General features: G+C 53.4%; 19 protein-coding genes and 1 other annotated feature. Of the genes, 5 read left to right on the top strand and 14 right to left on the bottom strand.

Annotated elements, in window-relative coordinates:
- The first annotated feature begins 295 nt into the window (after positions 1 to 295).
- Both DW091_RS01880 and DW091_RS01875 read left to right on the top strand, forming a co-directional pair.
- Complete coding sequence (locus DW091_RS01880) at positions 296 to 1,534, top strand: hypothetical protein (protein ID WP_058693454.1); 1,239 nt, start codon at positions 296 to 298, stop codon at positions 1,532 to 1,534.
- Between the two features lie 179 nt (positions 1,535 to 1,713).
- Positions 1,714 to 3,084: a glycoside hydrolase family 3 N-terminal domain-containing protein gene (locus DW091_RS01875; RefSeq protein WP_118517245.1), complete on the top strand. Its 1,371-nt coding sequence runs from the start codon at positions 1,714 to 1,716 to the stop codon at positions 3,082 to 3,084.
- A gap of 79 nt (positions 3,085 to 3,163) precedes the next feature.
- Here DW091_RS01875 and DW091_RS01870 read toward each other — a convergent pair whose 3' ends face one another.
- The 12 genes from DW091_RS01870 to DW091_RS01815 all read right to left on the bottom strand — a co-directional run bounded on the left by DW091_RS01870 (position 3,164) and on the right by DW091_RS01815 (position 14,457).
- The gene (locus tag DW091_RS01870; RefSeq protein ID WP_118517244.1) at positions 3,164 to 3,628 is read right to left on the bottom strand and encodes an immunoglobulin-like domain-containing protein; all 465 of its coding nucleotides are present in this window, start codon (positions 3,626 to 3,628) and stop codon (positions 3,164 to 3,166) included.
- A 419-nt stretch (positions 3,629 to 4,047) separates the two neighbouring features.
- The gene (locus tag DW091_RS01865; protein ID WP_118517243.1) at positions 4,048 to 4,413 is read right to left on the bottom strand and encodes a hypothetical protein; all 366 of its coding nucleotides are present in this window, start codon (positions 4,411 to 4,413) and stop codon (positions 4,048 to 4,050) included.
- Complete coding sequence (locus tag DW091_RS01860) at positions 4,413 to 6,068, bottom strand: YfjI family protein (protein WP_158577804.1); 1,656 nt, start codon at positions 6,066 to 6,068, stop codon at positions 4,413 to 4,415. Before DW091_RS01860 ends, DW091_RS01865 begins: the two co-directional genes overlap by 1 nt.
- Positions 6,055 to 6,768, bottom strand: a complete 714-nt coding sequence (locus DW091_RS01855; RefSeq protein ID WP_224168723.1) for a CHC2 zinc finger domain-containing protein — start codon at positions 6,766 to 6,768, stop codon at positions 6,055 to 6,057. Before DW091_RS01855 ends, DW091_RS01860 begins: the two co-directional genes overlap by 14 nt.
- Positions 6,769 to 7,017: 249 nt before the next feature.
- A complete protein-coding gene (locus DW091_RS20645) occupies positions 7,018 to 7,146 on the bottom strand; it encodes a hypothetical protein (protein ID WP_263422101.1) in 129 nt (42 codons plus the stop codon).
- Between the two features lie 9 nt (positions 7,147 to 7,155).
- Positions 7,156 to 7,929, bottom strand: a complete 774-nt coding sequence (locus DW091_RS01845; RefSeq protein ID WP_224168722.1) for an SDR family NAD(P)-dependent oxidoreductase — start codon at positions 7,927 to 7,929, stop codon at positions 7,156 to 7,158.
- A 182-nt stretch (positions 7,930 to 8,111) separates the two neighbouring features.
- On the bottom strand, positions 8,112 to 8,918 hold the full coding sequence (locus tag DW091_RS01840; RefSeq protein WP_118517241.1) for an ABC transporter permease subunit: 807 nt from the start codon (positions 8,916 to 8,918) through the stop codon (positions 8,112 to 8,114).
- Positions 8,911 to 9,801 carry an ABC transporter ATP-binding protein gene (locus DW091_RS01835; RefSeq protein WP_199678118.1) on the bottom strand — a complete coding sequence of 297 codons (891 nt, stop codon included), beginning with the start codon at positions 9,799 to 9,801 and terminating at the stop codon, positions 8,911 to 8,913. Before DW091_RS01835 ends, DW091_RS01840 begins: the two co-directional genes overlap by 8 nt.
- Entirely contained in the window at positions 9,798 to 10,415 is a 618-nt protein-coding gene (locus DW091_RS01830) for a TetR/AcrR family transcriptional regulator (RefSeq protein WP_158577803.1), read from the bottom strand. Before DW091_RS01830 ends, DW091_RS01835 begins: the two co-directional genes overlap by 4 nt.
- A 130-nt stretch (positions 10,416 to 10,545) precedes the next feature.
- Entirely contained in the window at positions 10,546 to 10,821 is a 276-nt protein-coding gene (locus DW091_RS01825; RefSeq protein ID WP_013382229.1) for a metal-sensing transcriptional repressor, read from the bottom strand.
- Positions 10,822 to 10,927: 106 nt separating this feature from the next.
- Positions 10,928 to 13,162 (bottom strand): EAL domain-containing protein, encoded by a 2,235-nt coding sequence (locus tag DW091_RS01820; protein ID WP_118517238.1) that lies wholly within the window; start codon positions 13,160 to 13,162, stop codon positions 10,928 to 10,930.
- Complete coding sequence (locus tag DW091_RS01815) at positions 13,159 to 14,457, bottom strand: extracellular solute-binding protein (RefSeq protein ID WP_074617516.1); 1,299 nt, start codon at positions 14,455 to 14,457, stop codon at positions 13,159 to 13,161. Before DW091_RS01815 ends, DW091_RS01820 begins: the two co-directional genes overlap by 4 nt.
- 202 nt (positions 14,458 to 14,659) lie before the next feature.
- On the opposite strand from DW091_RS01815, the gene DW091_RS01810 reads away from it, so the two are divergent.
- The 3 genes from DW091_RS01810 (at position 14,660) to DW091_RS01800 (ending at position 20,821) form a co-directional block, all read left to right on the top strand.
- Complete coding sequence (locus DW091_RS01810) at positions 14,660 to 15,493, top strand: undecaprenyl-diphosphate phosphatase (protein ID WP_118517237.1); 834 nt, start codon at positions 14,660 to 14,662, stop codon at positions 15,491 to 15,493.
- A gap of 151 nt (positions 15,494 to 15,644) precedes the next feature.
- Positions 15,645 to 15,899 (top strand) — a binding site (T-box leader).
- Between the two features lie 338 nt (positions 15,900 to 16,237).
- A complete protein-coding gene (locus DW091_RS01805) occupies positions 16,238 to 17,896 on the top strand; it encodes a 2-isopropylmalate synthase (RefSeq protein ID WP_058693441.1) in 1,659 nt (552 codons plus the stop codon).
- 201 nt (positions 17,897 to 18,097) lie between these two features.
- Positions 18,098 to 20,821, top strand: coding sequence for a diguanylate cyclase (locus tag DW091_RS01800; protein ID WP_118517236.1), 2,724 nt, complete (start codon positions 18,098 to 18,100; stop codon positions 20,819 to 20,821).
- 78 nt (positions 20,822 to 20,899) lie between these two features.
- Here DW091_RS01800 and DW091_RS01795 read toward each other — a convergent pair whose 3' ends face one another.
- Both DW091_RS01795 and DW091_RS01790 read right to left on the bottom strand, forming a co-directional pair.
- Positions 20,900 to 21,229 (bottom strand): rhodanese-like domain-containing protein, encoded by a 330-nt coding sequence (locus DW091_RS01795; RefSeq protein WP_058693439.1) that lies wholly within the window; start codon positions 21,227 to 21,229, stop codon positions 20,900 to 20,902.
- A gap of 26 nt (positions 21,230 to 21,255) precedes the next feature.
- A complete protein-coding gene (locus tag DW091_RS01790) occupies positions 21,256 to 22,431 on the bottom strand; it encodes an AI-2E family transporter (protein ID WP_118517235.1) in 1,176 nt (391 codons plus the stop codon).
- Positions 22,432 to 22,496 lie beyond the last annotated feature (65 nt).

Raw genomic sequence — 22,496 nt, 5'->3', positions numbered from 1 at the left:
AAAGCACTTCCCCAAAACGGGAAGTGCTTTTTCTTGATTCTGCGCCTGTCTTTAGTGTAAAAGACAGCTTTTCCTTTTATGTTTTCATAATACAGACAGAGTTGCTTTGTTTTGTCAGAATCCACCAAAAGCGGGAGATTCCTTTTTTCTTTTCAATCGTCCCACCATTTCATTCTAGTGAATTCTCTCCTTAAAAGTTACTTTAAACCTTTGCTGTCTCCGTTATATCTAAAAAAATGGTGGGTAAATAATAATTGAATTCATTTTAAACAATCACTAGCAAAGGAGTTTTCTTATGAGTAGCTTTAACCCATTTGACGAAAAAGGTATTCCTGTTGAAAAGCAGGCCGAAGACTGGAAGAAACTGACCCCGATCCCCTACGCAAAAGATCAGATTGACCCTTACACCAAGACACGCATCATCCTGATGAACGGAATCGAAGTGGAGGCAGCCCTGTTTGCCCACCAGTTCCATAGGAACTGCACCGACAATGATCTGCGCCGGGAGCTGGCCATGACGCGCCGCATCGAGCAGCAGCAGCAAAAAATGATCAACTGGCTGCCGCCGGCGGATGAATCCGTTCTGGAAATGGCCATCGGCTATGAGCAGCTGGCTGTTGACCTGACCGCCTGGCTGGCCCAGAACGAGCCCGACGACTATGTAAAGCAGGCCATGGACTTTGCCCTGCTGGAAGATTTTGACCACCTGTACCGGTATGCCGATCTTCTGGAGATGGATAAGGGCATCAAGGCCGAGGAGCTGGTCGGTGAATATACCGAAATCATGCCCGGCCGCCCCACCATCGCCCATCACAGGCATCCCTTTGACAGCATTAACCGCCCCATTGACTCCAAGAAAGCCGACATTCAGACCAAGCTCAACACCATGATCATCGTAGCCGGCGAACAGCAGACCATGAATTTTTACATGAACGTGGGCAACCGCTATCCGGATGATCTGGGGCGCAGTCTCTACCTTGAAATCGGTATGGTTGAAGAACAGCATGTCACCCACTACGGCGGCCTGCTGGACCCCAACTGTACCTGGCTTGAAAATCTGCTGCTGCACGATTATGTTGAAGCCTATCTGTATTACTCCTTCTACCGTGAAGAAAAGAATGAGATCATTAAGCTGTTGTGGGAAGAACAGCTTCAGAAGGAAATCGGCCATTTACACAAAGCCGCCGAGCTTCTGAAAAAATATGAAAAGAAAGAATGGAACGAGGTCGTCGACGGACACTTCCCGAAGCTTCTGCACCTGACCTCCAATAAAGAATATGTCCGCGACGTCCTCGCAAACCAGGCAAACCTGGGCAAAAAGGGCGAAGATTACGAGGACAGCAGCAAGCTGCCCAAGGATTACCGCTTCTTTAAATACCAGGAAATGGTCAACGGCGACTATGTGCCGTCCCATGAAGTCATTGAAAAATACATTGACAAAAACGGTGAGGATTACCGCTATGAAGATAAGGAATCCCCCGTAAAAGCACTCCGCGACCGCAAGCATGACAACACCGAAGTGGGCCGCGGATAGGATTACCTCCTGTAGAAACATCTCCCTAAAGAGAAGGCTGCGCAAAGCTGAGCGCAGGCCTTCTCTTTTTTTACGGTAATGGTACTGGCCTTACCAAAATAAAGGCCCCATTCGGGAGAGAATATGGTACAATAAACCCGTCCCTGTAACAGGGATAAATTTTTCAGAAGGAAGCATTCATGAAACGACTTTTATCACTCTTTTTAATCATATCGGCCTGCGGGCTCCTGATCGCAGGCTGCTCGCCGGCCCTCACCCTGTCCCAGTTCTTCTCCCCGGTCACCTTTACAGGCTACCTGCTGAAAAGCGACGACGCCACCCTCACCCTCCTCTGCCAGAATGAGGGCGCCAAAGAGCCTGAAACCAGCGTTTTTGACCTTACCGGCCTCCCACAGGGCAGTCTGCCCGAAACCGGCTCAGAGGTCAAAATCACGCTGAAAGCCGGCACAGACACCGAAAGCCTGGAGACCCAGGGCGACCCTCTGCCCGTCCGCAGGCTGGAAGTCCTGACCGCTTCAGACGCGGCTGAAAAATCCTTTCACAGTCTGCTGGCAGATAAGCTTCTGGCCGGCATGAGTCTTGAGGAAAAGGTGGGCCAGATGTTCTTTGCCCGCTACCCCGGCCCCGCCGCTCCCGAGGACGAAAAAACCTGGCAGTTTGGCGGCACCATCCTCTTTGGGCGCGACTTTAAGGATAAAAGCCCTGACCAGATCCGGGCTGAAATCAACGCCTGTCAGGACGCGGCCAGGGTTCCCATGCTGGTGGGCGTAGATGAGGAAGGCGGCGACGTGGTGCGTGTCAGCGGCAACCCGGCGATTCGCGCCGAGGGCTTCCCCTCTCCCCAGACCCTGCTGCAAAACGGCGGTATGGACGCGGTCACCGCCGACGCCCACGAGAAGGACGCACTGCTTAAATCCCTGAATATCAATGTCAATTTCGCCCCAGTCTGCGACCTGTCCCAGAACCCCGCAGACTATATCTACTCCCGGACCACCGGAAGGGACGCAGCCACCACAGCTGAGTATGCACAAAATGTGGCAGGCGCCATGACCTCAGACGGTATGGGCTCTGTGCTCAAGCATTTTCCGGGCTATGGTCCCGGCGGCGATACCCACAAGGATTTCTCCCGGGACAGCCGCCCCCTTGAAACCTTTGAGTCTCAGGATTTTCTCCCATTCAGGGCCGGCGTTCAGGCCGGCGCGGGCAGTGTGCTGGTCAGCCACAATGTCATTGAAGCCATGGACCCGGATCATCCGGCGTCTCTGTCGCCAAAGGTACACGAGGTTCTTCGGGACGCGCTGGATTTTGACGGCGTTATCCTCACCGACGACCTGGACATGGAGGCCATCACCAAGGCCTACGGCGCGGACACCGCCGCGGTGCAGGCTGTGGCCGCCGGCAACGACATGATCCTGAGCTCCCGCTATACCATCGAGATCCCGGCGGTGGTCGAGGCTGTCCGAAAAGGGACCCTCTCCGAGGATCAGATCGACGCCTCGGTCAGACGGGTGCTCGCCTGGAAAATGGACCTGGGCCTCTTTGAAAATTAAATTTATTTTTGGAAACACACGCTCAAAAGACTCAAAACCCAACTCAAAATAGGGTTTTGAGCCTTTTGAGCATAAGATTCTAAACTTCCCTGACATAAAACGCCGCACTGGAATAAGTATCGCCAAAGGTCTTGACCACACGATAGCTGCCCGGCTGAAGACGGCCATAGTAAGTTTTAATGTTCAAAATCTCCTCGTTTGCTTTGTCGGGCGGAAGGAACACCGTGGCTTTTTCAAAGACTGTGCCGGGAAGTGGGGACACCGGTAGCCACTGGCTGCTTTCTTCCCGCTCCAGATAAAAAATCTGGCCATAGGTCTGATACTCCCCGCTGTGGTTCGCCACCAGCACGGTGAGCTCTTCGGTGTTGGGTGTGATGTCTGCTTTGACAACGGACAACGTTATCTTGGCATTATGTCCGGTGTACTTTTCGGCTGAGAATGGCGTGACCTTAACCATCGCCGGCGCCTGAATCTCCGTCGGAAACATCAGGCAAAGGCACAGCAGCACAAATACGACTCCCATAGAAGTGGTTATATTTCTCATTTTAACTCCGTTCTTAAAATCAAAATCTCTGTCAAAAGTTTATCAAATTTAATCGAATACGTCAAATAGATAACGTCGGTATTATCTTTAAGCTCAAAAGACTCAAAACCTCATGTGATTCAGGTTTTGAGTCTTTTGAGACTGTATTCTCTATAATAAATTCTAAAAGAATATTTTTGGAAACCTGCTTCAGGCCGCCAGAGCGGTGCTGTTGTCCGAGACTGCGCCTTTTATCCGAAAAGAAAAAAGGCTTCGTCTCTTGAGTTTTTGGGCACTTCGGGTGGCTTCAGGCTGCTTCAAATCAAATGCGCCATGGCGAACTTTCAACTGAACAATCCTCTTTTAACGCTCTATCGCTTCATGATAAAGTTTTTGACAACTCCAAAACAGGCACCCTTTCGGATGCCTGTTTTTATATCTTAACGATCGCTGTAATTTTTATGCACCAACGCCTGAACCTTTTTATAAAAGGCTTTGTCGTCACTCTGGTGCATGATGATATTGCTGAGTTTCAGGATGATTCTGTCGGGAGACACTTTGTCTTCGAGCATTTTAATGGCGACGGATTTCAGTTCTCCGTCGACTTCCCTGAGGGTTTCTGCTCTTTGAATCTGTTCAGCTTCCAGCATTTTGCCGGCGTTTATGTCCTCGAGAATGTTTTTAACCGTGCTTTGTCTTTGATATTGTTGGGGCACGCGGGCTGCCTCTGCCGTATCGGCCGGGGGCCTGCTGCCCTGTTGTTTTAATGGGGTATCATAAACGGCCAGCGCATCGGTATTGTTCATCAGACCGTCACCGCCCTTTCCTCCTGTGTGAAGCCCTCCGGTTCCGCCGGTGTGATCACCGGCACGAGGGCATTGTGGCCCTCTTCCCCTGTGGCGCCTGTTTTAAGAAGTTCGGGGTTTATAAAATAACGGATGCTCCGGCGTCCGGTTCCGGCGTATTCGGCCGGTACGGGCACCAGATAGTGGTGGGCTGCCAGCAGCGCCAGTGACGATTCCACATCGTCTGCGTGCATCCCTTTACCCTTACAGCGCTGAGCGATCTCCCGTTGGGTCAGGCTGTCTTTGCCCGCGGTCAGGGCCCGTTTAAGGACATAGGCCGCGGCCTGGGTTTCGGCGTCGCTGCTTGTCAGGCTAAAGACCCGCAGCTTTTCTGCCAGATAATACTCGGCCAGATCAATGGCCTTGGCCACGGTCGAACGGCTGATTTTGATCTCAGCCGCCCGGGGGCCGTGGGCCGCGTAGTGAAGAATGCCCGCCATCCGCAGAACGGTGCCGCTGACCTTTCCAGCAAAGGGCTCAATGCATTCGTAGTCTTCGGTCAGGCGGCTCTCGGTGTCGTGGTCAAAGTCAAAGAACAAATCTCTGGCTTCTTCGGTCATTTCCAGCATCACACCGCCTTTAATCCCGGCGTCCATGGCCAGCAGCTCGGTGATGAGCTGGCAGTAGGCTGCCTCGACCTGGGGCGGGACGTCCGGCGCCTCCCGGCTGTTGCGGGTGCCCACAAGACTGTCGGGCATGGCGTACAGAAACCGGCCGGTCAGGCCCAGTTCCTGAAATTCTTTCTTCCCCTCAAATTCACACACCACATGGGGCTGTACGGCCATGACCATGGTGAGGTGGGCGTCTCTGAGAATGCGGGTCCGGCGGCCAACCCGGTCGACGGTCATCTTGTCCTGTGAATAGGCGTTGAGGAACACGTCGATATTGACCGCGCCGCTGTAGCGGCCGCTCATGGTGCCAAAAAGGCCGCCCTCCGCCGCAAAAATGGCCATGCGCTCGTTGTTCTCTTCCAAAAGGTTGACCAGTACCTCGGGGGTCACATCGCCTGCTGTCAGGCGCAGAGGACGCGTGGGCTTAAGCGCCGCCAGCTCTTCTCTGGCCTCCTGGGCATCGGTGTAGTCAATGACGCCCCGGGCGGCTTTTCCTTCCAGATATTTGATTTTCTTCTTATAAAACTGCTCCTGATGATCGTAGGCTTCGATGTCTTCGGCCAGCTTTTCATTGACCATCTCCTCATAAAGCTCGATGGGCCTGGTCATTTTACGCATAACCGGTGATTTCCGCTCCGATGAGCGGGCGATCAGCAGGATGTAAAGGCACAGGGACTCGGTCCAGTCGCCTTTGGCTTTCACCTTGGCTTTTTTCTGCACCGCGGCGGCTAAAACCCCCAGGGCCGCGCTGCCGGTCATGGCCACCGGCACCCCGATGCTGGCCGCGGCCGCCAGGACAAAATCCTGTACTGCGCCGGGCAGGCTCTCCACCGGAAAGGCGGGCACGGCGTTGGCCGCACTGCCGTCAAGTGGGATGATTGGCTTGAAGTTTATTTTTTTCTTTGTCTCCTCAATGATCAGATCTTTTCGCTCCTCTTCGGTTAAAAGGCCTGTCATGGCCTCAATGTCGTCGCTGTAATGTCGCTGTGCTCTATTCTTGTTCATACTGTATAAGTTCCTTTCTTTTATAAGCGCGGTAAAGCTCCACCCTCTCGGACGGGGCGCCGCTATCCAGGATATCCAGATAATGGGATACCACGGGCAATTGAAACAAGGCCTCGACATACTTGTCGGACACGGTTTCCAGTGATTTGTAGGGCTTATATTTCTCAGTATTTTTACATAGCTCACGGTGTAGTCTGCTATAGTACGCTTCCATATCTGCCAGCCGGTCCCGGAGCGCCGCTGCCAGTACCTTCTCTGCGCTGTCCGTCGGAGCCGTAATACACGAAGGGCTGCACAGGGTGTTCGTTGGTTTCGCTTTGCGCCGCGCGCTTTTCGTCCCGTTCGTTTCCTGCTTCACGCTTTTTGTATCCGCCGCTCCTTTCGCCGCAACGTCGTTGGCCTTATGGCTTTGACCTCTGACCTCCACCTTTAGATTGAAATCTTCCTGAAGCTTCTTTGCCGCTTCCAATGGAGAAATATGGAAAATCTGCATGACCAAATCGATGACGCTCCCACTGGCCCCACAGGCAAAGCAGATGAACCGGTTGTCTTTAAAAGACAGACTGGGATGATGATCATCATGAAACGGACACAAGGCTCTCCCATGCCGGTCAACTGCCACCCCGTAAAAGCGGGCAGCCGTCACAATATTGGTTTCTTCCCTGACGACGTTAAAGATTGATCGATAGTTTTTTATCAACACTCCCCTTCAAAATTGTTTTATATCCGGACATTGCCGTGATATGGTTTGCATTATACAATGAACCGCTCTTTAAATCAACAATTGTTAAAAGTTTAACTGATGAATAATGTTTTGTTATCGCTTTATTTTTTTATTATATTTTAAAAAAGCATGCTCAAAAGGCTCAAAACAGTCATTTTTTTAGTTTTGAGCCTTTTGAGCAGCGGCATAAATAATATTTTATTCTTTTTATGTAAAAACCTTAATTTATGACTGTCTGGCCGCACCCTTGGCGTAAGCGCTCAGGCCCTCCAGATGAAAGCGCTCGCAGCCGATTACGCTGTAAACATCCCGGATGGACAGGTCCATGGAGCCGATGGTGACCGCCGCCGGCAAAATTCAGCTTTACAGTTTCCGGGCCTTGTCCCAGATACCCATGCCGATAAAATGGGGCACCACAGCGTCAAAGACGCGCAGGCTCAGGCTGATAAGCCCTGGGGTTGAGACGGCCACGCCCATACGGCTGTCTAAAAGGGAACGGCGGGCAACAGTCTGAACGGTGGATGCCAGTGGAAAGTGGCGCACCGCGGACCGGTCCGCGTTTCTGCTGGCTGTGGGCACAAACTCGGTGTCCTTGATCCAGTAGGGGCAGACCGCGGTCACCCGGATGCCCCGGCCGAACAGCTCCCAGCGCAGGGCTCTGGTATAGCTGAGCAGAAAGGCCTTGGAGGCTGCGTACAGATTCATGCCCGGCAGAGGCATAAAAGCCGCCACTGAGCAGATCTGCATAAGGCGCGCTCCCTTATTCATATAGGGCAGCACCCTCAGGGTGACGTCCACGGCACCACGGCAGTTTAAGTCAATGAGGGCGTTGGTGTCCGCCTCGGTCACCTCCGCGTAGGTACCCAGCTTGCCAATACCGGCCGCGCCGATAAACAGCCGGACATCGGGCTGCTCCTTCTCCAGGCGCTCGGTAAGTGCGTCGAGGTCCTTTATATTTCTCAGGTCCAGTGCCAGTGCGCGCACAGGCGTGGCCGTCTCCATGTTCAGCGCGTCGAGGCGTTCCTTTCTCCGGGCTATGGCCCAGATTTCCTCGACCTGGCCCTGGGCGCTGACCTGTTTTACGAATTCGCGGCCCAGCCCGCTGGATGCTCCGGTGATAATCGCAATTTTCATCATTGATCCTTCCTTTCTGTGGCCATATACGGCCTGTTTTCTATTTACATACCACTTTCAGGAAGGAATTATCACCCTGTAAATTTTATATAAGAATCTCTCAAGCTGGATGCTCAAAAGGCTCAAAACACCTTGGATACGGGTTTTGAGCCTTTTGAGGATTGGGTTCTCAGCTTACTTTTTATTTACAGCGGCAGGTCCTTACGCCTGAAGATCAAGATGCCCAGAACGTACAGCGCCACGAAGACCGCGGCCAGGGCGGCCAGACACAGGCCCACGGTGTCACCCCCTGCGATGATTTCGGCAGGGTCGAACAGGCTGTACAGGGTGGTGTAGCGCACAACGTCCAGATCCTCACTGACGCCGGAGAGCATCATGAGCACCAGAAACAGCACGGGCAGTCCCCCGCCCAGGGCCAGGGACAGGCGGCTCTCATTAAACAGGCAGGAGGCAAAGAAGCCGATGGCGCTGACGGCCAGCTGCAAAAGCAGGGCGCCCGCGTTGACGAGCAAAAAGGCGTGGATATCCAGATCCCCCGGGAACAGCGCCTGGCTGACCGCGATCCCCATAACGGTCACAAAGGCCATAAGCAGAATATTGGACAGGATCAGGGCTGCGGCCTGGGTTAGGATCACCCTGGTCCGGGAATTTGGCGCGGACAGCAGGCAGGCCATGGCGCCGCTGTCCACCAGTTTGGCCGCCGCGTTATTGCTGGCGATGATATTAAAAATCATGGGCGCCATGATGACGATAAAGCCGTAAAAGTAGGAGCCCAGAAAACCCACAAGGCTTGTCTCAGCGCCCACGTCCAGGTTCATGGCGTTGATCATCTGCTGGGGAAGCATGTCCATCATCTCTTTTATGCCGTCCATGGAATCCGGGTTGAACATGCTGATCTCAACGCTCATATACATGGCCAGAATGGCCGCGAAGATGACCAGCATCTTGAGCTGTGATTTAAAGGTTTTTTTGAAAAGCGGCCCGCTAAGCATGATGTTTACCTCCGTAATACTGCATAAAAATATCTTCCAGGTCCTGGGAGACCGTGTCCAGTTCCATAATGTGGTAGCCGGTAAGCATTTTCAAAAAGCCGTCCATGCTCCCTGCCACCCGTACCTCCACCAGATGGGGGTGCTCTCTCAGCTGCCGTGTGCCGGTGCACCGGGCCGCGAAATCAGCGGCCTCCCTGGCAGTGGCGAAGCTGACCCGGTAGATCTTGTGACGCTCAGCCTTGAGAGAGGCCACGCTGTCCAGGGCCACCAGCTCCCCGGCGCGGATAATGCCCACCCGGTCACAGGTCCGCTCAACCTCTTCAAAGCTGTGGGAGGACATGAGAATGGTCGTGCCTTTTTTCTTCTCATTCAGAACCAGACGGATGAACCGGTTCTGCATGAGGGGATCCAGCCCGCTGGTAGGCTCGTCGAGGATCAAAACCTCGGGGTCGTGCATAAAGGCGGAGACCAGACCCAGCTTCTGCTTGGTGCCCTTGGACATCTTGCGGATCTTGCCTTTCGGGTTCAGGTCGAAAAAGCTGATGAGCTTTTCCATTTTCGCGCGGTCCTTCATGCCCCGCATCTCGGCCATAAAGTTCAGAAACTCCACACCGGTCATGCTGTCGAAAAAGGCGATCTCGCCGGGCAGGTACCCTAAAAATTCCTTGATCTCAGCCGCCTGCTTAAAGCAGTCCAGGCCGTCGATGGCGCATGTGCCTTTTTTGGGCGTCAGAAAGCCCATGAGGTGCCGGATGGTGGTGGTCTTCCCGGCGCCGTTTGGCCCCAGGTAGCCAAAAACCTCGCCGTGCTTAACCCTGAGGGATAAGTCGAAAATTCCACGGCCCTCGCCGTAGTCTCTGGTCAGATGCTCGATTGCTATCATTGTAATGCCTCCTCTTTGTAGCAGTGTTGTCTGATAAATAGAACGAGTTCGGTAAACTCGGTATCCAGCTGCTCAATGTCCACTCTGCCAAGGTCGCTCTGGCGTTTCATAAAGCCCTCGGCCGCCCAGATCAGCCAGCGGATCACCTTCTCAGGCGGGGTCTCCTCCCTGAACTTGCTCCGGTCGATCCGGTCCAGAATCACTGCGGTGCTGGCGGTCTCCAAGTCGCCGTAAAAGCTCATGTTACCCACATTCTCCGGCGCCTTGTCATAATAGACCCGGATAAAAAAATCCATGAGATAGGGGTTGCGCGTAATAATCTCGGTCTTTGCCCGCTGAGACCGCAGCCAGATTTCAAAGAAATCGGGCTCGTCGGGCGGCAGCAGCTCGCTGATATGGCCGCGCATCACGTCGTTGCCATAACGGAACAGGTACTCGTACAGGGTCTGCTTGTTGCCGAAATAATGGAACAGCAGCCCCTTGGAAATGCCTGCCGCCGCGGCGATATCGGCCGTGTTCGCCTTTTTATAGGGGTTCTCGGCAAAGACCCTGAGGGCCGCGTTGATAATCCGCTGCTGCTTTTCCTCTGGCAGGCTGTAAAATTTGTCATTCACCACTTCGTTTTCCTTTCATTAACCCGATCGGTTAATACCATTATAGACCGTTGACTCGATTGTTCAAGGCCTGTTAAGAAAATTTAACATAAAAAAGAACCCGTATCGCGGCGATACGGGTCCAGCTGTATCATATTCTTGAAAAATACTCAATGACCTTTGACAAATCCTTCAGTGTTTCCTCAGTATTCCCGTGTTCGATGCTGTCTTTGACGCAGTGGTGCAGATGCCCCTCCACCACCATCTGCCCCACCTTGTGCAGGGCCGATTTGGCAGCGTTGATCTGAATCAGGATTTCATTACAGGGAACGTCCTTTTCCATCATGTCCGAAATGCCGCGGATCTGGCCCTCGATGCGTTTCAGCCGCGCCTGCAGTTTCGGTAAGTCTTCCATACATTCTCTCATCGTTTCTCCTTTATCTCGGCTCGCTTAGTTCTCTTTAGCTATTTATCCTATCACAATTCTCTGAGAATAGCAATGGAACGGCCGAAAAGTTTCTGCCAGCCTTTCTTCAGGCGTCCTCCTCCAGAAGCCTGGCGAACGCCGGCTCTGGCAAAGGCCTTGAGAAAATGAACCCCTGGATCATATCGCAGCCCGCGTCCTTTAAGAAGGCCAGCTGCTCAGGCGTCTCCACGCCCTCGGCCACAGTCTCTATATCCAGCTTTTTGGCCATCTGAATAATGCTGCGCACAATGACCGCGCCCTTGCCGGTATCCCCCTCATTCAAAAGGAACTCGCGGTCCAGCTTGATCACATTGACGGGCATTCCCTTTAAGGCGTTGAGTGAGGAATAGCCAGAGCCAAAGTCGTCGATGGAGCAGCCAAAGCCAGCCGCTCTCAGCTCGCGGATGATGCTTCCGATGCGGTCGAGGTTTTCTAAAAAGATGCTCTCCGTCAGCTCAAGCTCGATGAGGCCGTCCGGAATCTGGCAGCGGTCCTTGATGGCCTGGTATGTGCTGACAAAATCCTCCTGGCGCACGTGCACCCGGGAGACATTGACCGAGATAGTGACCACTGGCAGCCCCTGCTCCAGCCGGTCCCGGAGGCGCTCACATACCCTTGTGAAAATATACTCGTCCAGCTGGAGAATGAACTGGTTCTGCTCAAAAACGGGGATAAATTCCCCAGGGCTTACCATTTTTCCCCCAGGCTGTATCCAGCGGGCCAGGGCCTCAGCGCCCACAACCCTGCTGCCATCCACATCATATTTGGGCTGAATATAGAAGGTGAACTCGCCGTCGGCCAGCGCCTTTTCCATGACGGCCTCTATCTCTGAACGGCGCAGCATCTCTGAGCGCATGCCGCTGTCATACTGGCAGTACTGGTTGCTGCGGCCGTTTTTAATGCTTTTCTGCGCCATGTGGGCCCGGTCCACCATGAGGCTGATGTCCGACGCGGCGGGGTCATCCTCCAGGCAGAAGATCCCTATGTGCACAGACAGGGGTACATCCTGCTTGCCGCCAATGGTCTGGCCGCTCATGCCGCGGATGATGCGCTGGCACAGCGTCTCGACCTCAGCACGCTCTTTATAGGCGTGCAGCATCAGAAAATTATCGGCCGAAAACCGGCATACAATATCTGCTTCAGCCTTTTCACGGGTCAGCACACTGGCCAGGTAGCGAAGCACTTCGTCGCCGAACTGGAACCCCATGACGTCGTTCACCAGTTTAAAACCTGTGAGGTCTATGTAAAGCACAGACCACCTGGCTCCTGGGCTGGCCGCCACCTGGCTCCCGCCGTCCAGCTTAAACTTTTCAAAATTAGGCAGGCCGGTCAGGCTGTCGTAATAGGCGATCTGGCGGACCTCCCGCCGGTGTTCCCGGCTGCTCCGGTTGTAGATTAAGATGATGGCCAGTATCAGGACTGTGATAAGCCCGCAGAGCAGCAGGGTCCAGTTAATGATATTACTGGCCTGGTCCAAAATGACGCTGTTGGGAATGATCGAGACCAGGTACCAGCCCTCCACGCTTGAGATGGGCACATAGCAGAACAGGTTCTGCGCCTTATTATAGCTGAACACTGCGGCGCCGGACTGGCCGTCTGTCATGGCCTCCTTAAAGGAGGTGAGGGCCAGCTCGCTGTTTTTACCGGACAGGTCGATGATATCATAAAGATTCTTAAAGGTCCGGTTGCTGTTCTTATTGGACGAGCGGATCAGCACCTCGCCGTCGTTTTTAACCACATAGGAAAAGCCACTGCCATTGTAAAAGGACAGGGCGAAGCGGTCTGTCACGTCCTCCAGCCGGTGCTGCTTGAGCACCAGACCGCTGTGGCCGTCGCCAAAGGTAAACCGCTTGTAAACGCCCAGGGAGCGCACGCCGCTCTGGGCGCTGTTATAGGGCTCAAGCACCCCCTGGTCTTTCATGCCCGCCAGCTGTCCGGCAGCCTCGGCGCTGAGGTCGGCGGTGCCGCCGTTATGGTATACCCGGTTTGCGGTCAGGTCGATGCAGAAATAGCTGTCCTTGAGGGGCGACTCAAAGCTGGCCAGATTGCTCTGAATCCAGGCCTGCTCGTCTGAGGGCCTTTCGCTCATCTCGCTGGCAAAGACCTGAAGGGTATCGTAATCTTTTTGGATAAAGGTATCGAGCGCGTTGCTGCCCTGGCTGGTCAGCTCCAGAATACTGGCCGCCGACTGTTCCCAGAGCGAGCTGTTGACATGGTCGATGTATAGGAGCATGCCGCCAGCCAGCAGGGCGAGCGACAGCACTGCGGCTGCCAGTAAAACCGACAGGTGCCTGCGTTTCATTCTATGCCTCCTTCCTGGCTTTTCCGGAGGCCCGCTTCAAAGCCTGCCAGGACTGTATCCGTCTTTTCACCGCTCAGCAGCTGCCGCACACTCTCTCTGGAGAGGTCCCAGATCGGGTATTTGAGGTTGCTGTCTGCGCCCAGCATGCTCCTGCCATTGGTCATATAGCTGCTCAGCGGCTGTACCGCCTGATCGCTGGGCAGGCGCTTGTCTGTCAGAGGGCTGAAGGAGCTCTGGCCGTCCACAAATTCCCACATCACGTCTTTCTGGGTCAGGTATTCCAGGAATTTCTTGGCCTCCTCCACATGGGCGCCCTTGGCGTTGACGGCCACACGGGTGTCCACATTGGTCACCAGGACGCTGCCGTCCGCCTGTACCGGATAGGGGTAAACCTTATAGCTGAAATCCGGGTTCATGGCCTCTACCCGCGGCGACGCCCAGGCCCCGGTGAGCATGAAAGGGTACTCCCCTGTGACGAAATCGTCAAGGTCATCCTTGGTCTTTTCTGTCTCCAGCGTCCGTTTCGCGTCCACATAGCCGCTTTCGATAAAATTCTCGACCATCTCGAAGCCCGGGCGCATATACCGGGCCAGCAGGCTGGGGTCTGTGTTCATCTGCTCCAGCAGGCTGTCAGGATTCTCACTCTGGTAGACCTCAAACATTCCCCGGGAAATAGCCAGTGTTTTCAGAGAAATATCATTGTTCGCCACAATGGGCGTCTTATCCTTTTCCACAAAGGTATCGCACGCCGCCAGAAAAGCCTCATAGGTTTCCGGAACCTCCACCCCATACGCTTTCAGCAGGTCCAGGTTGCAGTAGAGCCCAAAGGCTGAGATACTGGTGGGCACAAATGGCACCCTGCCGTCAATTTCCATCTGGCCGCGCACACCGGGGCTGAAATCCGGAAGCGTGGAGAGATCGGATAAATCGGCCAGGTCGCCGGTTTTCATGAGCTCCAGAGTGGTGTCGTGGTTGAGCATAAAGATGTCGTCCCCGTTACCGCTTTTCACCCGCTTTTCAAGCACGTCAAAATAGTCGTTCCCCTTGACGCTCTCATAGGTAATGTTGACGCCTGGGTTCTCTTCCATATAGGCCTTCAGAATATTTTCGATGACCATCACGTTTAAAGCTTCATTCTTATTCCCAAAGAACCTGAGCGTGACGCTCTCCGCGCTCTGGCTGTCTGGCACCGTATAATTTTGATCCTCAACGCTCTGACAGCCCGACAAAAGCGTTGGAAGAAGCAGAAGCGCCGCGAGCAGCGCGGAGGATTTTTGCAAGATTTTATTTTTCATGGTTTCCTTCTTGTTATCATTTTCATCCTTTAATTTTACAACAAAGCACGCATAAAATCAATGCGCTTGCTTAAGTCCCTGGCCGGCCAGAGCGGTTTACAGACGGGCGAATGAAAATGTAAGAATTTTTTAATGTTCATTTATCGGGTGTTGTGGTAAAATATTACTCGGTTAAAAAATCAATACGTAAGGAGTTATTAATATGTTTTTAGAACTGCTAAAAGCGGCCTTTTTCGGGATCGTTCAGGGGATCACGGAGTGGCTGCCCATCAGCAGCACAGGCCATATGATCCTGTTTGAACAGTTTATCCATATGAATGTATCCAAGGATTTCTGGGACATGTTCCTGGTGGTCATCCAGTTTGGCTCCATTCTGGCCGTTGTTCTGCTGTATTTTCATAAACTCAATCCTTTCTCGCCTAAAAAATCGCCGGTGCAGAAACGGGATACCTGGTCCCTCTGGGGCAAAGTACTGGTCGCGGTCATTCCGGCTGCTGTTATCGGACTTTTATTTGATGATTTTATCACAGACAAGCTCTACGGCTATGTGACGGTAGCCATCACCCTGATCGTCTATGGGATCGCCTTTATTGTGGTGGAAAACATGGACCGCACCAAGCGTCCCACCATCCGCCATTTTGAGCAGCTGGATTACAAAACGGCTCTGTTTATTGGTGTGTTCCAGATCCTGGCCCTGATTCCGGGCACCTCCCGCTCCGGCTCCACCATCATCGGCGCCACCCTGCTGGGCTGCTCCCGCTATGTGGCGACAGAGTTCTCTTTCTTCCTGGCGGTGCCGGTTATGCTGGGCGCCAGCCTCTTAAAGATCGTAAAGTTCTTTATCAAAACCGGCATTGGCTTTACGGGCACAGAGATCGGCATTCTCTTAGTCGGTATGATCGTAGCCTTTGTGGTCTCTGTCTTTGCCATCAAGTTCCTCATGGGCTATATCCGCAAGCACGATTTCAAGGCTTTCGGTTACTACCGCATTGTGCTGGGGATCATTGTCATTATCTACGCGGTGATGTTCGCATAAAAAATTTAAGCGGTATGCTCAAAAGGCTCAAAACTTCCACGCTGTGGGGTTTTGAGCCTTTTGAGACTGTGGGCTGGGGCGCGGATAAATTTTGTTCTTCAACTTTCACGATTTTTCCCTTGACAAACTCGTTTAAAATGATTATGATTATCACAACACCTTGATGAGGAGTAGTAGGATTCCCGGAACATCCAGAAAGCTGCTGGTTGATGCGAAGCAGTTGGGAAAGGCGTCTGAACTGGCCTCGGAGTGGCACGCTGAAATCTGTGAGAGTAGGCGGAGCCGGTTCCTGACCGTTACCCCAGGAGGATATAAGGCCCATAAGGGTCCGTATCTGCCAACGAGGCAGCACCTACGCTGTAAAATTAGAGTGGTACCACGTAAGATAAAATCTTCCGTCTCTATACGTCATTGATAAAATGCATGTAGAGGCGGTTTTTTGACGTTTTGTCCAAATTTTGAAAAAATTTGGCAGCGAGTAAGGAGCGTTAGCGGACGAGCGGCAACAAAACAAACGTCTTTTCATTCGATCATTCTCCTGATCAGCATCAAAATGATTGAATGAAAAGATGATCCTTTAAACTGTCCAAATTTTGAAAAAATTTGGCAGCGAGTAAGGAACGTCAGCGGACGAGCGGCAACAAAACAAACGTCTTTTCATTCGATCATTCTCCTGATCAGCATCAAAATGATTGAATGAAAAGATGATCCGATTAAAATTTACAAAAAGGAGAACAACACCCCATGATGAACCCAACAAAATACAAACGCGGTTATTTTATGCCCCCGGAAGAATCCACCGACTGGGTGCACAAAGAGTATATTGAAGAAGCGCCGATCTGGTGCTCCGTGGATCTGCGCGACGGCAACCAGGCCCTCATTATCCCCATGAGCCTTGAGGAAAAGATCGAATATTTCAAGACCCTGGTGGCCGTAGGTTTTAAGGAAATCGAAGTCGGCTTCCCGGCTGCCTCCGAAACCGAATATATCTTTTTGAGAACCCTCATCGAGCAGGACCTCATTCCCGACGACGTCACCATCCAGGTGCTCACCCAGGCAAGAGAGCACATTATCCGCAAAACTTTCGCGGCGCTGGAGGGCTGTAAAAAATCCGTCGTCCACCTTTACAATTCCACCTCAGTGGCCCAGCGCGAGCAGGTCTTTCGGAAATCCAAGGAAGAGATCATTAAAATCGCTGTGGACGGCGCCGTCATGCTCAGAGACCTGGCGGCTGAAACCGAGGGCAACTTCCAGTTCCAGTACTCTCCCGAGAGCTTTACGGGCACCGAGGTCGATTTCGCCCTGGATATCTGCAACGCTGTGCTGGACGTCTGGCAGCCCACCGCTGACAATAAGGTCATCATCAATCTGCCCGTCACAGTCTCCATGTCCATGCCCCACGTGTACGCCAGCCAGATCGAGTACATGAGCAAGCACCTGAAATTCCGGGAAAATGTCATTGTCTCCCTGCACCCGCACAACGACCGCGGCTGCGCCATCGCCGACACCGAGCTGGGCCTTCTGGCCGGGGCAGACCGCATCGAGGGCACCCTCTTTGGCAACGGCGAGCGCACCGGGAATGTGGACATCATCACCCTGGCGCTGAACATGTATACCCATGGCGTCGATCCCAAGCTCCATTTTGATAACCTGCCTGAGATCACCGAGGTCTATGAGCGTACCACCCGGATGCATGTGTACGAACGCCAGCCCTACAGCGGCGCCCTTGTTTTCGCAGCCTTCTCCGGCTCCCATCAGGACGCCATCGCCAAGGGAATGCAGTGGCGTGAGGAAAAACACTGCGACCAGTGGACTGTGCCTTACCTGCTCATCGACCCCACCGACCTGGGCCGCCGCTACGAAAAGGATGTGATCCGCATCAACAGCCAGTCCGGCAAAGGCGGCATCGGCTATGTGCTGGAGCAGAAATACGGCTACGACCTGCCAAAGGGCATGCGCGAGGACCTGGGCTACACCGTCAAGGATGTCTCCGACCACAAGCATAAGGAGCTCTCCGCCGAGGAAGTCCGGGATATTTTCGAAAAAACCTATGTCAATATCCAATATCCAGTCACCTTGCCAGAGTACCACTTCGAGCAGGTGAGCGAACACATCAAGGCCACCATCACCATTGAGCGGGACGGCCAGAAAACCATGGTATCCGCAGAAGGCAACGGCCGTTTCGACGCGGTCAGCAACGCCCTCAAGGATTATCTGGATACCCCCTATACTGACCTGATCTACAAGGAACACGCGCTGGAAGAGGGCTCCACCTCCCGTGCCGCCGCCTATGTTGGCATCACCATGCCCGACGGCCGCACCGTCTGGGGCGCCGGGATTCACAACGATATTATCGTCGCATCGGTCACCGCGCTGGTGTCTGCCATCAACCGCGCCCTCTAAGAGGGATTTCCCTATCACTGAGAGCTGCTTACGCGGGCAGCTCTTCTTTTTTCTTTTCGCTTGTGGTTTAATTGTATTAGCGGTATAATGGTAGGAGTATACTGTATTTTGAAAACGCTGTCTCCGTTTTAAAAAGCTGTTTCCCCCATAAAGTGATTTTGAGGATAATCACGATTATAATTTGTTAGAAGAGGTGTAAGGATGAGCATCGATCGCATGACAAGGGCCTTTGTCAAGGAATTACAGCGGGCCTATTTTGAGATGAGGGATACCGAAAAAATTCTCTCAATGACCACAGAGGATGTGCTTTGGTCCGGCCTGTATCACAGCAACATCCATGATAACAGGCAGCTGAAAGCTGTCCTGGAATCCGATTTCTCCCGTTTTCCCTATCCCTTTACCATTTTGGACGCGTCTGTCGAGACCCGTGTCCTGTCCGATACCCATTGTCTGGCAGACTGCCAGATGCGCCTGCGCGCAGACACCCCCGGCCTGCCAGCGCCCGAGGTACAGCTGTCCGGCAGCCTGGCCTGCAGCCTGGTTGACGGCGCGGTCCGGCTCCAACAGCTGCACATTGCCCGGATCGACAGCAGCGCCCACCTGCCCGGCCTCAGCCAGAATGTACTCACCGCTTCCGACCCCCATATTCAGCAGTTCATTGAAAAAACCACCCGCGAGCTGCAGGACCGGAACCAGGATTTACAGCAGCTGACTGAAAATATTCCCGGCGGTATTTTTCGCTGCCTCTACGACGAAAAGCTGACCATCCTCCAGGTCAACGACGGCTTCCTGTCCATGTTCGGCTACACCCGCGCCGAGATTCATGAGCGCTTTGACGACAGCTTTATGGCCATCATCGACCCGCGTGACCGCTCCTCCACGCTGCTGGAGGTCAAACGCCAGCTGCGGCACAAAAACACCAAGCAGATCGAGTACCGCGCAACCCGCAGCGACGGCAGCACCATCTGGATTCTGGACAAGGGTCAGCTCATCAAAAGCGAGAGCGGCCCGGATTCCTTCTACTGCATTCTCATCGACGACACAGTGGGCAAGGAAGCCCAGGAAAACCTGCGGCTGAGCCTTGAGCGGCACGAGATTATCATGGACCAGACCACGGACATTATCTTTGAATGGGATATCAAAAAGGACTCCTTTATCTTTTCCCACAACTGGCAGAAGAAATTTGGCTACGAGCCCATAACTGAGAACATCAGCACCGTCACTGGCGCCAATTCCCATATCCTGGCTTCAGACCTCCCGGCCTTCACCGGGATTCTCGAGGATATCCGCCAGGGCAGCCCCTATGTGGAAACCGAGGTGCGCATCAAGAAGGCCGACGCCCTTTATATCTGGTGCCGCATCCGCATCACCGCCCAATACGATGAAAACTGCGAACCCTTCAAGGCAGTGGGCGTCATCGTGGATATTGACAATGAAAAGCGGCAGTCCCAGGAGCTCATGCAGAAGGCCGAACGCGACACCCTCACAAAGCTTTACAATAAAGGCACGACTGAAAACATCATTGAGAATTACCTGTCCCGCTGTCCTAAAAACAGCCTGTGCGCCCTGCTGATCATTGATATCGACGACTTTAAGACCATCAACGATACCCGGGGGCACCTGTTCGGGGACGCCTTTTTAATGGAGATCGCCGGCAAAATCCAGACCCTGTTCCGGAGCGACGACGTGGTAGGCCGCATCGGCGGCGACGAATTCATCGCCTTTATCCGCGATATCCCCTGTGTCAGTGTGGCTGCCAATAAGGCCCGGCAGGTCCTTGAGAGTTTTCACGGCCTCGACGAGTTTAACGCCGGCGGCCAGACCTCGTGCAGCATTGGCATCGCCTGCTATCCCGACCACGCCCAGAGCTTTCACGAACTGTATCAATGCGCCGACTATGCCCTCTACCAGGCCAAGCGCCAGGGCAAAAACCAGTTTGTTGTCTTTGATGACGCCGTCCGCGATATGGCCTTTAAAAACGCGGCGGCAGGCGTGTACAGCGCTGTGGGCTCCCACATCGATTCGGACAGCGACAACCTGCCCCAGACCCTGAGCAGCCAGCTTGTGGAGTATGTGTTCCGCATTCTCTACCAGTCCATCGACCTGGACGCGGCGGTCAACTCCATCTTTGAGATTGTGGGCCGGCAGTTTGATGTCAGCCGGGTTTATATCTTCGAAAACTCTGAGGATGACACCTACTGCACCAATACCTTTGAGTGGTGCAACGAGGGCATTCCCCCGGAAATCGACAACCTGGGCCACCTCTCCTACGAGGAGGACCTCAAGGGGCACTACCTGGATAATTTTGACGCCAACGGCATCTTTTACTGCCAGGATACTCAGACCCTGCCCGGTCCCGAGTACGCTATTCTGGCCCCTCAGGGCGTCAAATCCCTGCTTCAGTGCGCCATCAACGACAATGGCCGCTTCATGGGCTATGTGGGCTTTGACGAGTGCCGCAGCAACCGGCTCTGGACTCAGGAGCAGGTGAGCGCCCTGTCCTTTATCGCGGAGATTTTGAGCACCTTCCTGCTCAAGAAACGGGCCCAGGACCGGGCTGAGCAGTCCCTGGATGCCCTGCGGGAGGTGCTTGACAGCCAGAACGCCTGGATTTATGTGATCGAGCCAGACACCTACCGTCTGCTGTACATCAACCGCAAGACCAAGAGTATCGCTCCGTCTTCCGGGGTTGGCATGACCTGTCACCAGGCCTTTTTCGACCGTCCTGCCCCCTGCGAGTCCTGCCCAGTCCATGGGCTTGATTCTGAACACACCAGCTCCAGCCTGGAGGTTTACAATCCGCTGCTAAAGGTCTGGTCAGCCGCCGACGCTGCTGTGATCTCATGGAAAAACCAGCCCGCCTGGCTGCTGTCCTGCCACGACATCACCCGCTATAAAGAAAATCAAAATAAAAAAGACGCTTAAAAATAAAAGCTCAAAAGACTCAAAAGCCCTTTGGCAGGGTTTTGAGTCTTTTGAGCCTGTTTTTATTGTCTGGTCATTTTAACTGTTTTTATACTTTTCCCAGAACGACACACCGCCCTTTAGCACGCGCAGGTCCGTAAAGCCCTCCTGCGCGAGCAGCTTCTGGGCCCTTGACGCCCGCATGCCCGACCGGCACACCAGCACAATGGTCTTATCCTTAAAAGGCGCGAGGGCCTCCAGCTGCGAGGGCAAAAGCTTGAGCGGAATGTTCACCACACACGCCTGATCCTCAAATTCATTGTGAATTTCCATTTTGTCCCGAATATCCAACAAGACGGTGTTCCCGTCATTTTTTTCCAGTAAAGCATCCAATTCGTCCGGTTCAATATTTTTTAATTCCCGACTCATGTCATTCACTCCTTTATATTTTTAATTTATGAATCTTCCAAATCCCTGACCTGGATAATCTCACGTTGTTCGGCCGCCTGCTTTCGGGCAATCCGGTCATTTGTCAGCGTCCGCACCACAGAGTACAGCACCGCGAAGCCCGGTATGCCTAAAATCATGCCCGTAAAGCCGAAGAAGCTGCCGCCCAGCAGCATGCCGATCAGCACCCACAGCCCCGAGATCCCCACCGAGGTGCCCACCACCTTGGGGTAAATCACATTGCTTTCCACCTGCTGCAGACAGATGATATAAACAATAAAGATCAGGCAGTACACCGGCTTAACCACCAGCAGAATCAGCCCGCTGGGCACCGCACCCAGAAAGGCCCCGAAAATGGGGATAATGCTGGTCACCCCCACCAGCACGCCGATGAGCAGGGCGTAAGGCACCCGCAGGATGGCCAGCCCGACAGCGCACAGGGTTCCGAGGATAAAAGCCTCCGTAATCTGTCCGGCAATAAAGCCGTGGAAGGTCTGGTTGGCCGTGCGGCCCACCTCATTGATAAACGCCCTGGCCTTATCCGGGATATAAGCGTACATGAGCTTATCCTTGAGCGCCAGCAGACGCTCCTTGTCTGCCAGCATATAGACTGAGATGATAAAGCCCATGAGAAAATTGAACACGCCCTGGGTGATGCTGACCGTTGTGTTGACAATCTCAGGCATGGCCCCGATGAGGCCGCTGCTGATTTTGGGGAACAGGTTCTGCCACTGGCTTGAGAGCTGGTTCCAGGCGTCCTCGGGCAGGTGCAGCCATTCCAGAACCTGGTTGACCCAGAGGTTAAAGCTGGCCACATAGCCCGGAAATTTAGTGATGAGCATCTCGACGCTTTTCTGGAGCTGAGGGATCACAAAAGTGACCACTCCAGTGATCAGAAGCCCGATAAAGATAAAGGTCAGCACAATGGCCGCGGCCCGCTTCCCTTTTTCCCGAAGCCTTCTGCCCCGTATCCGGTTCATGAATTTAAAGACATAGCGTTCGCAGAAGCTCATGGGGATATTGAGCACAAAAGCAATGGCGATCCCGATAAGAACCGGCATGATAATATCCACCAGAATCCCCAGGCCGTTCCAGATATACCGGATATTGACAAGCGCCATGAGCAGACAGACAGCATATGTGATCAAAAGGATAGAATCCTTCAAATTTTTCTTCTTAAACACCCTCTGCCGCTCCTTTCATTTTTGTTCTCTCTCTAGTATACCCACTTTGTATTAATTTTGTCTGA

Origin of the sequence: Eubacterium sp. AM05-23, assembly GCF_003477535.1 — a bacterium.
GTDB classification, from domain to species: domain Bacteria; phylum Bacillota; class Clostridia; order Eubacteriales; family Eubacteriaceae; genus Eubacterium; species Eubacterium maltosivorans.
Note: the sequence above shows the minus strand (reverse complement) of the source record. Positions and strands in the feature narration are given on the sequence as shown.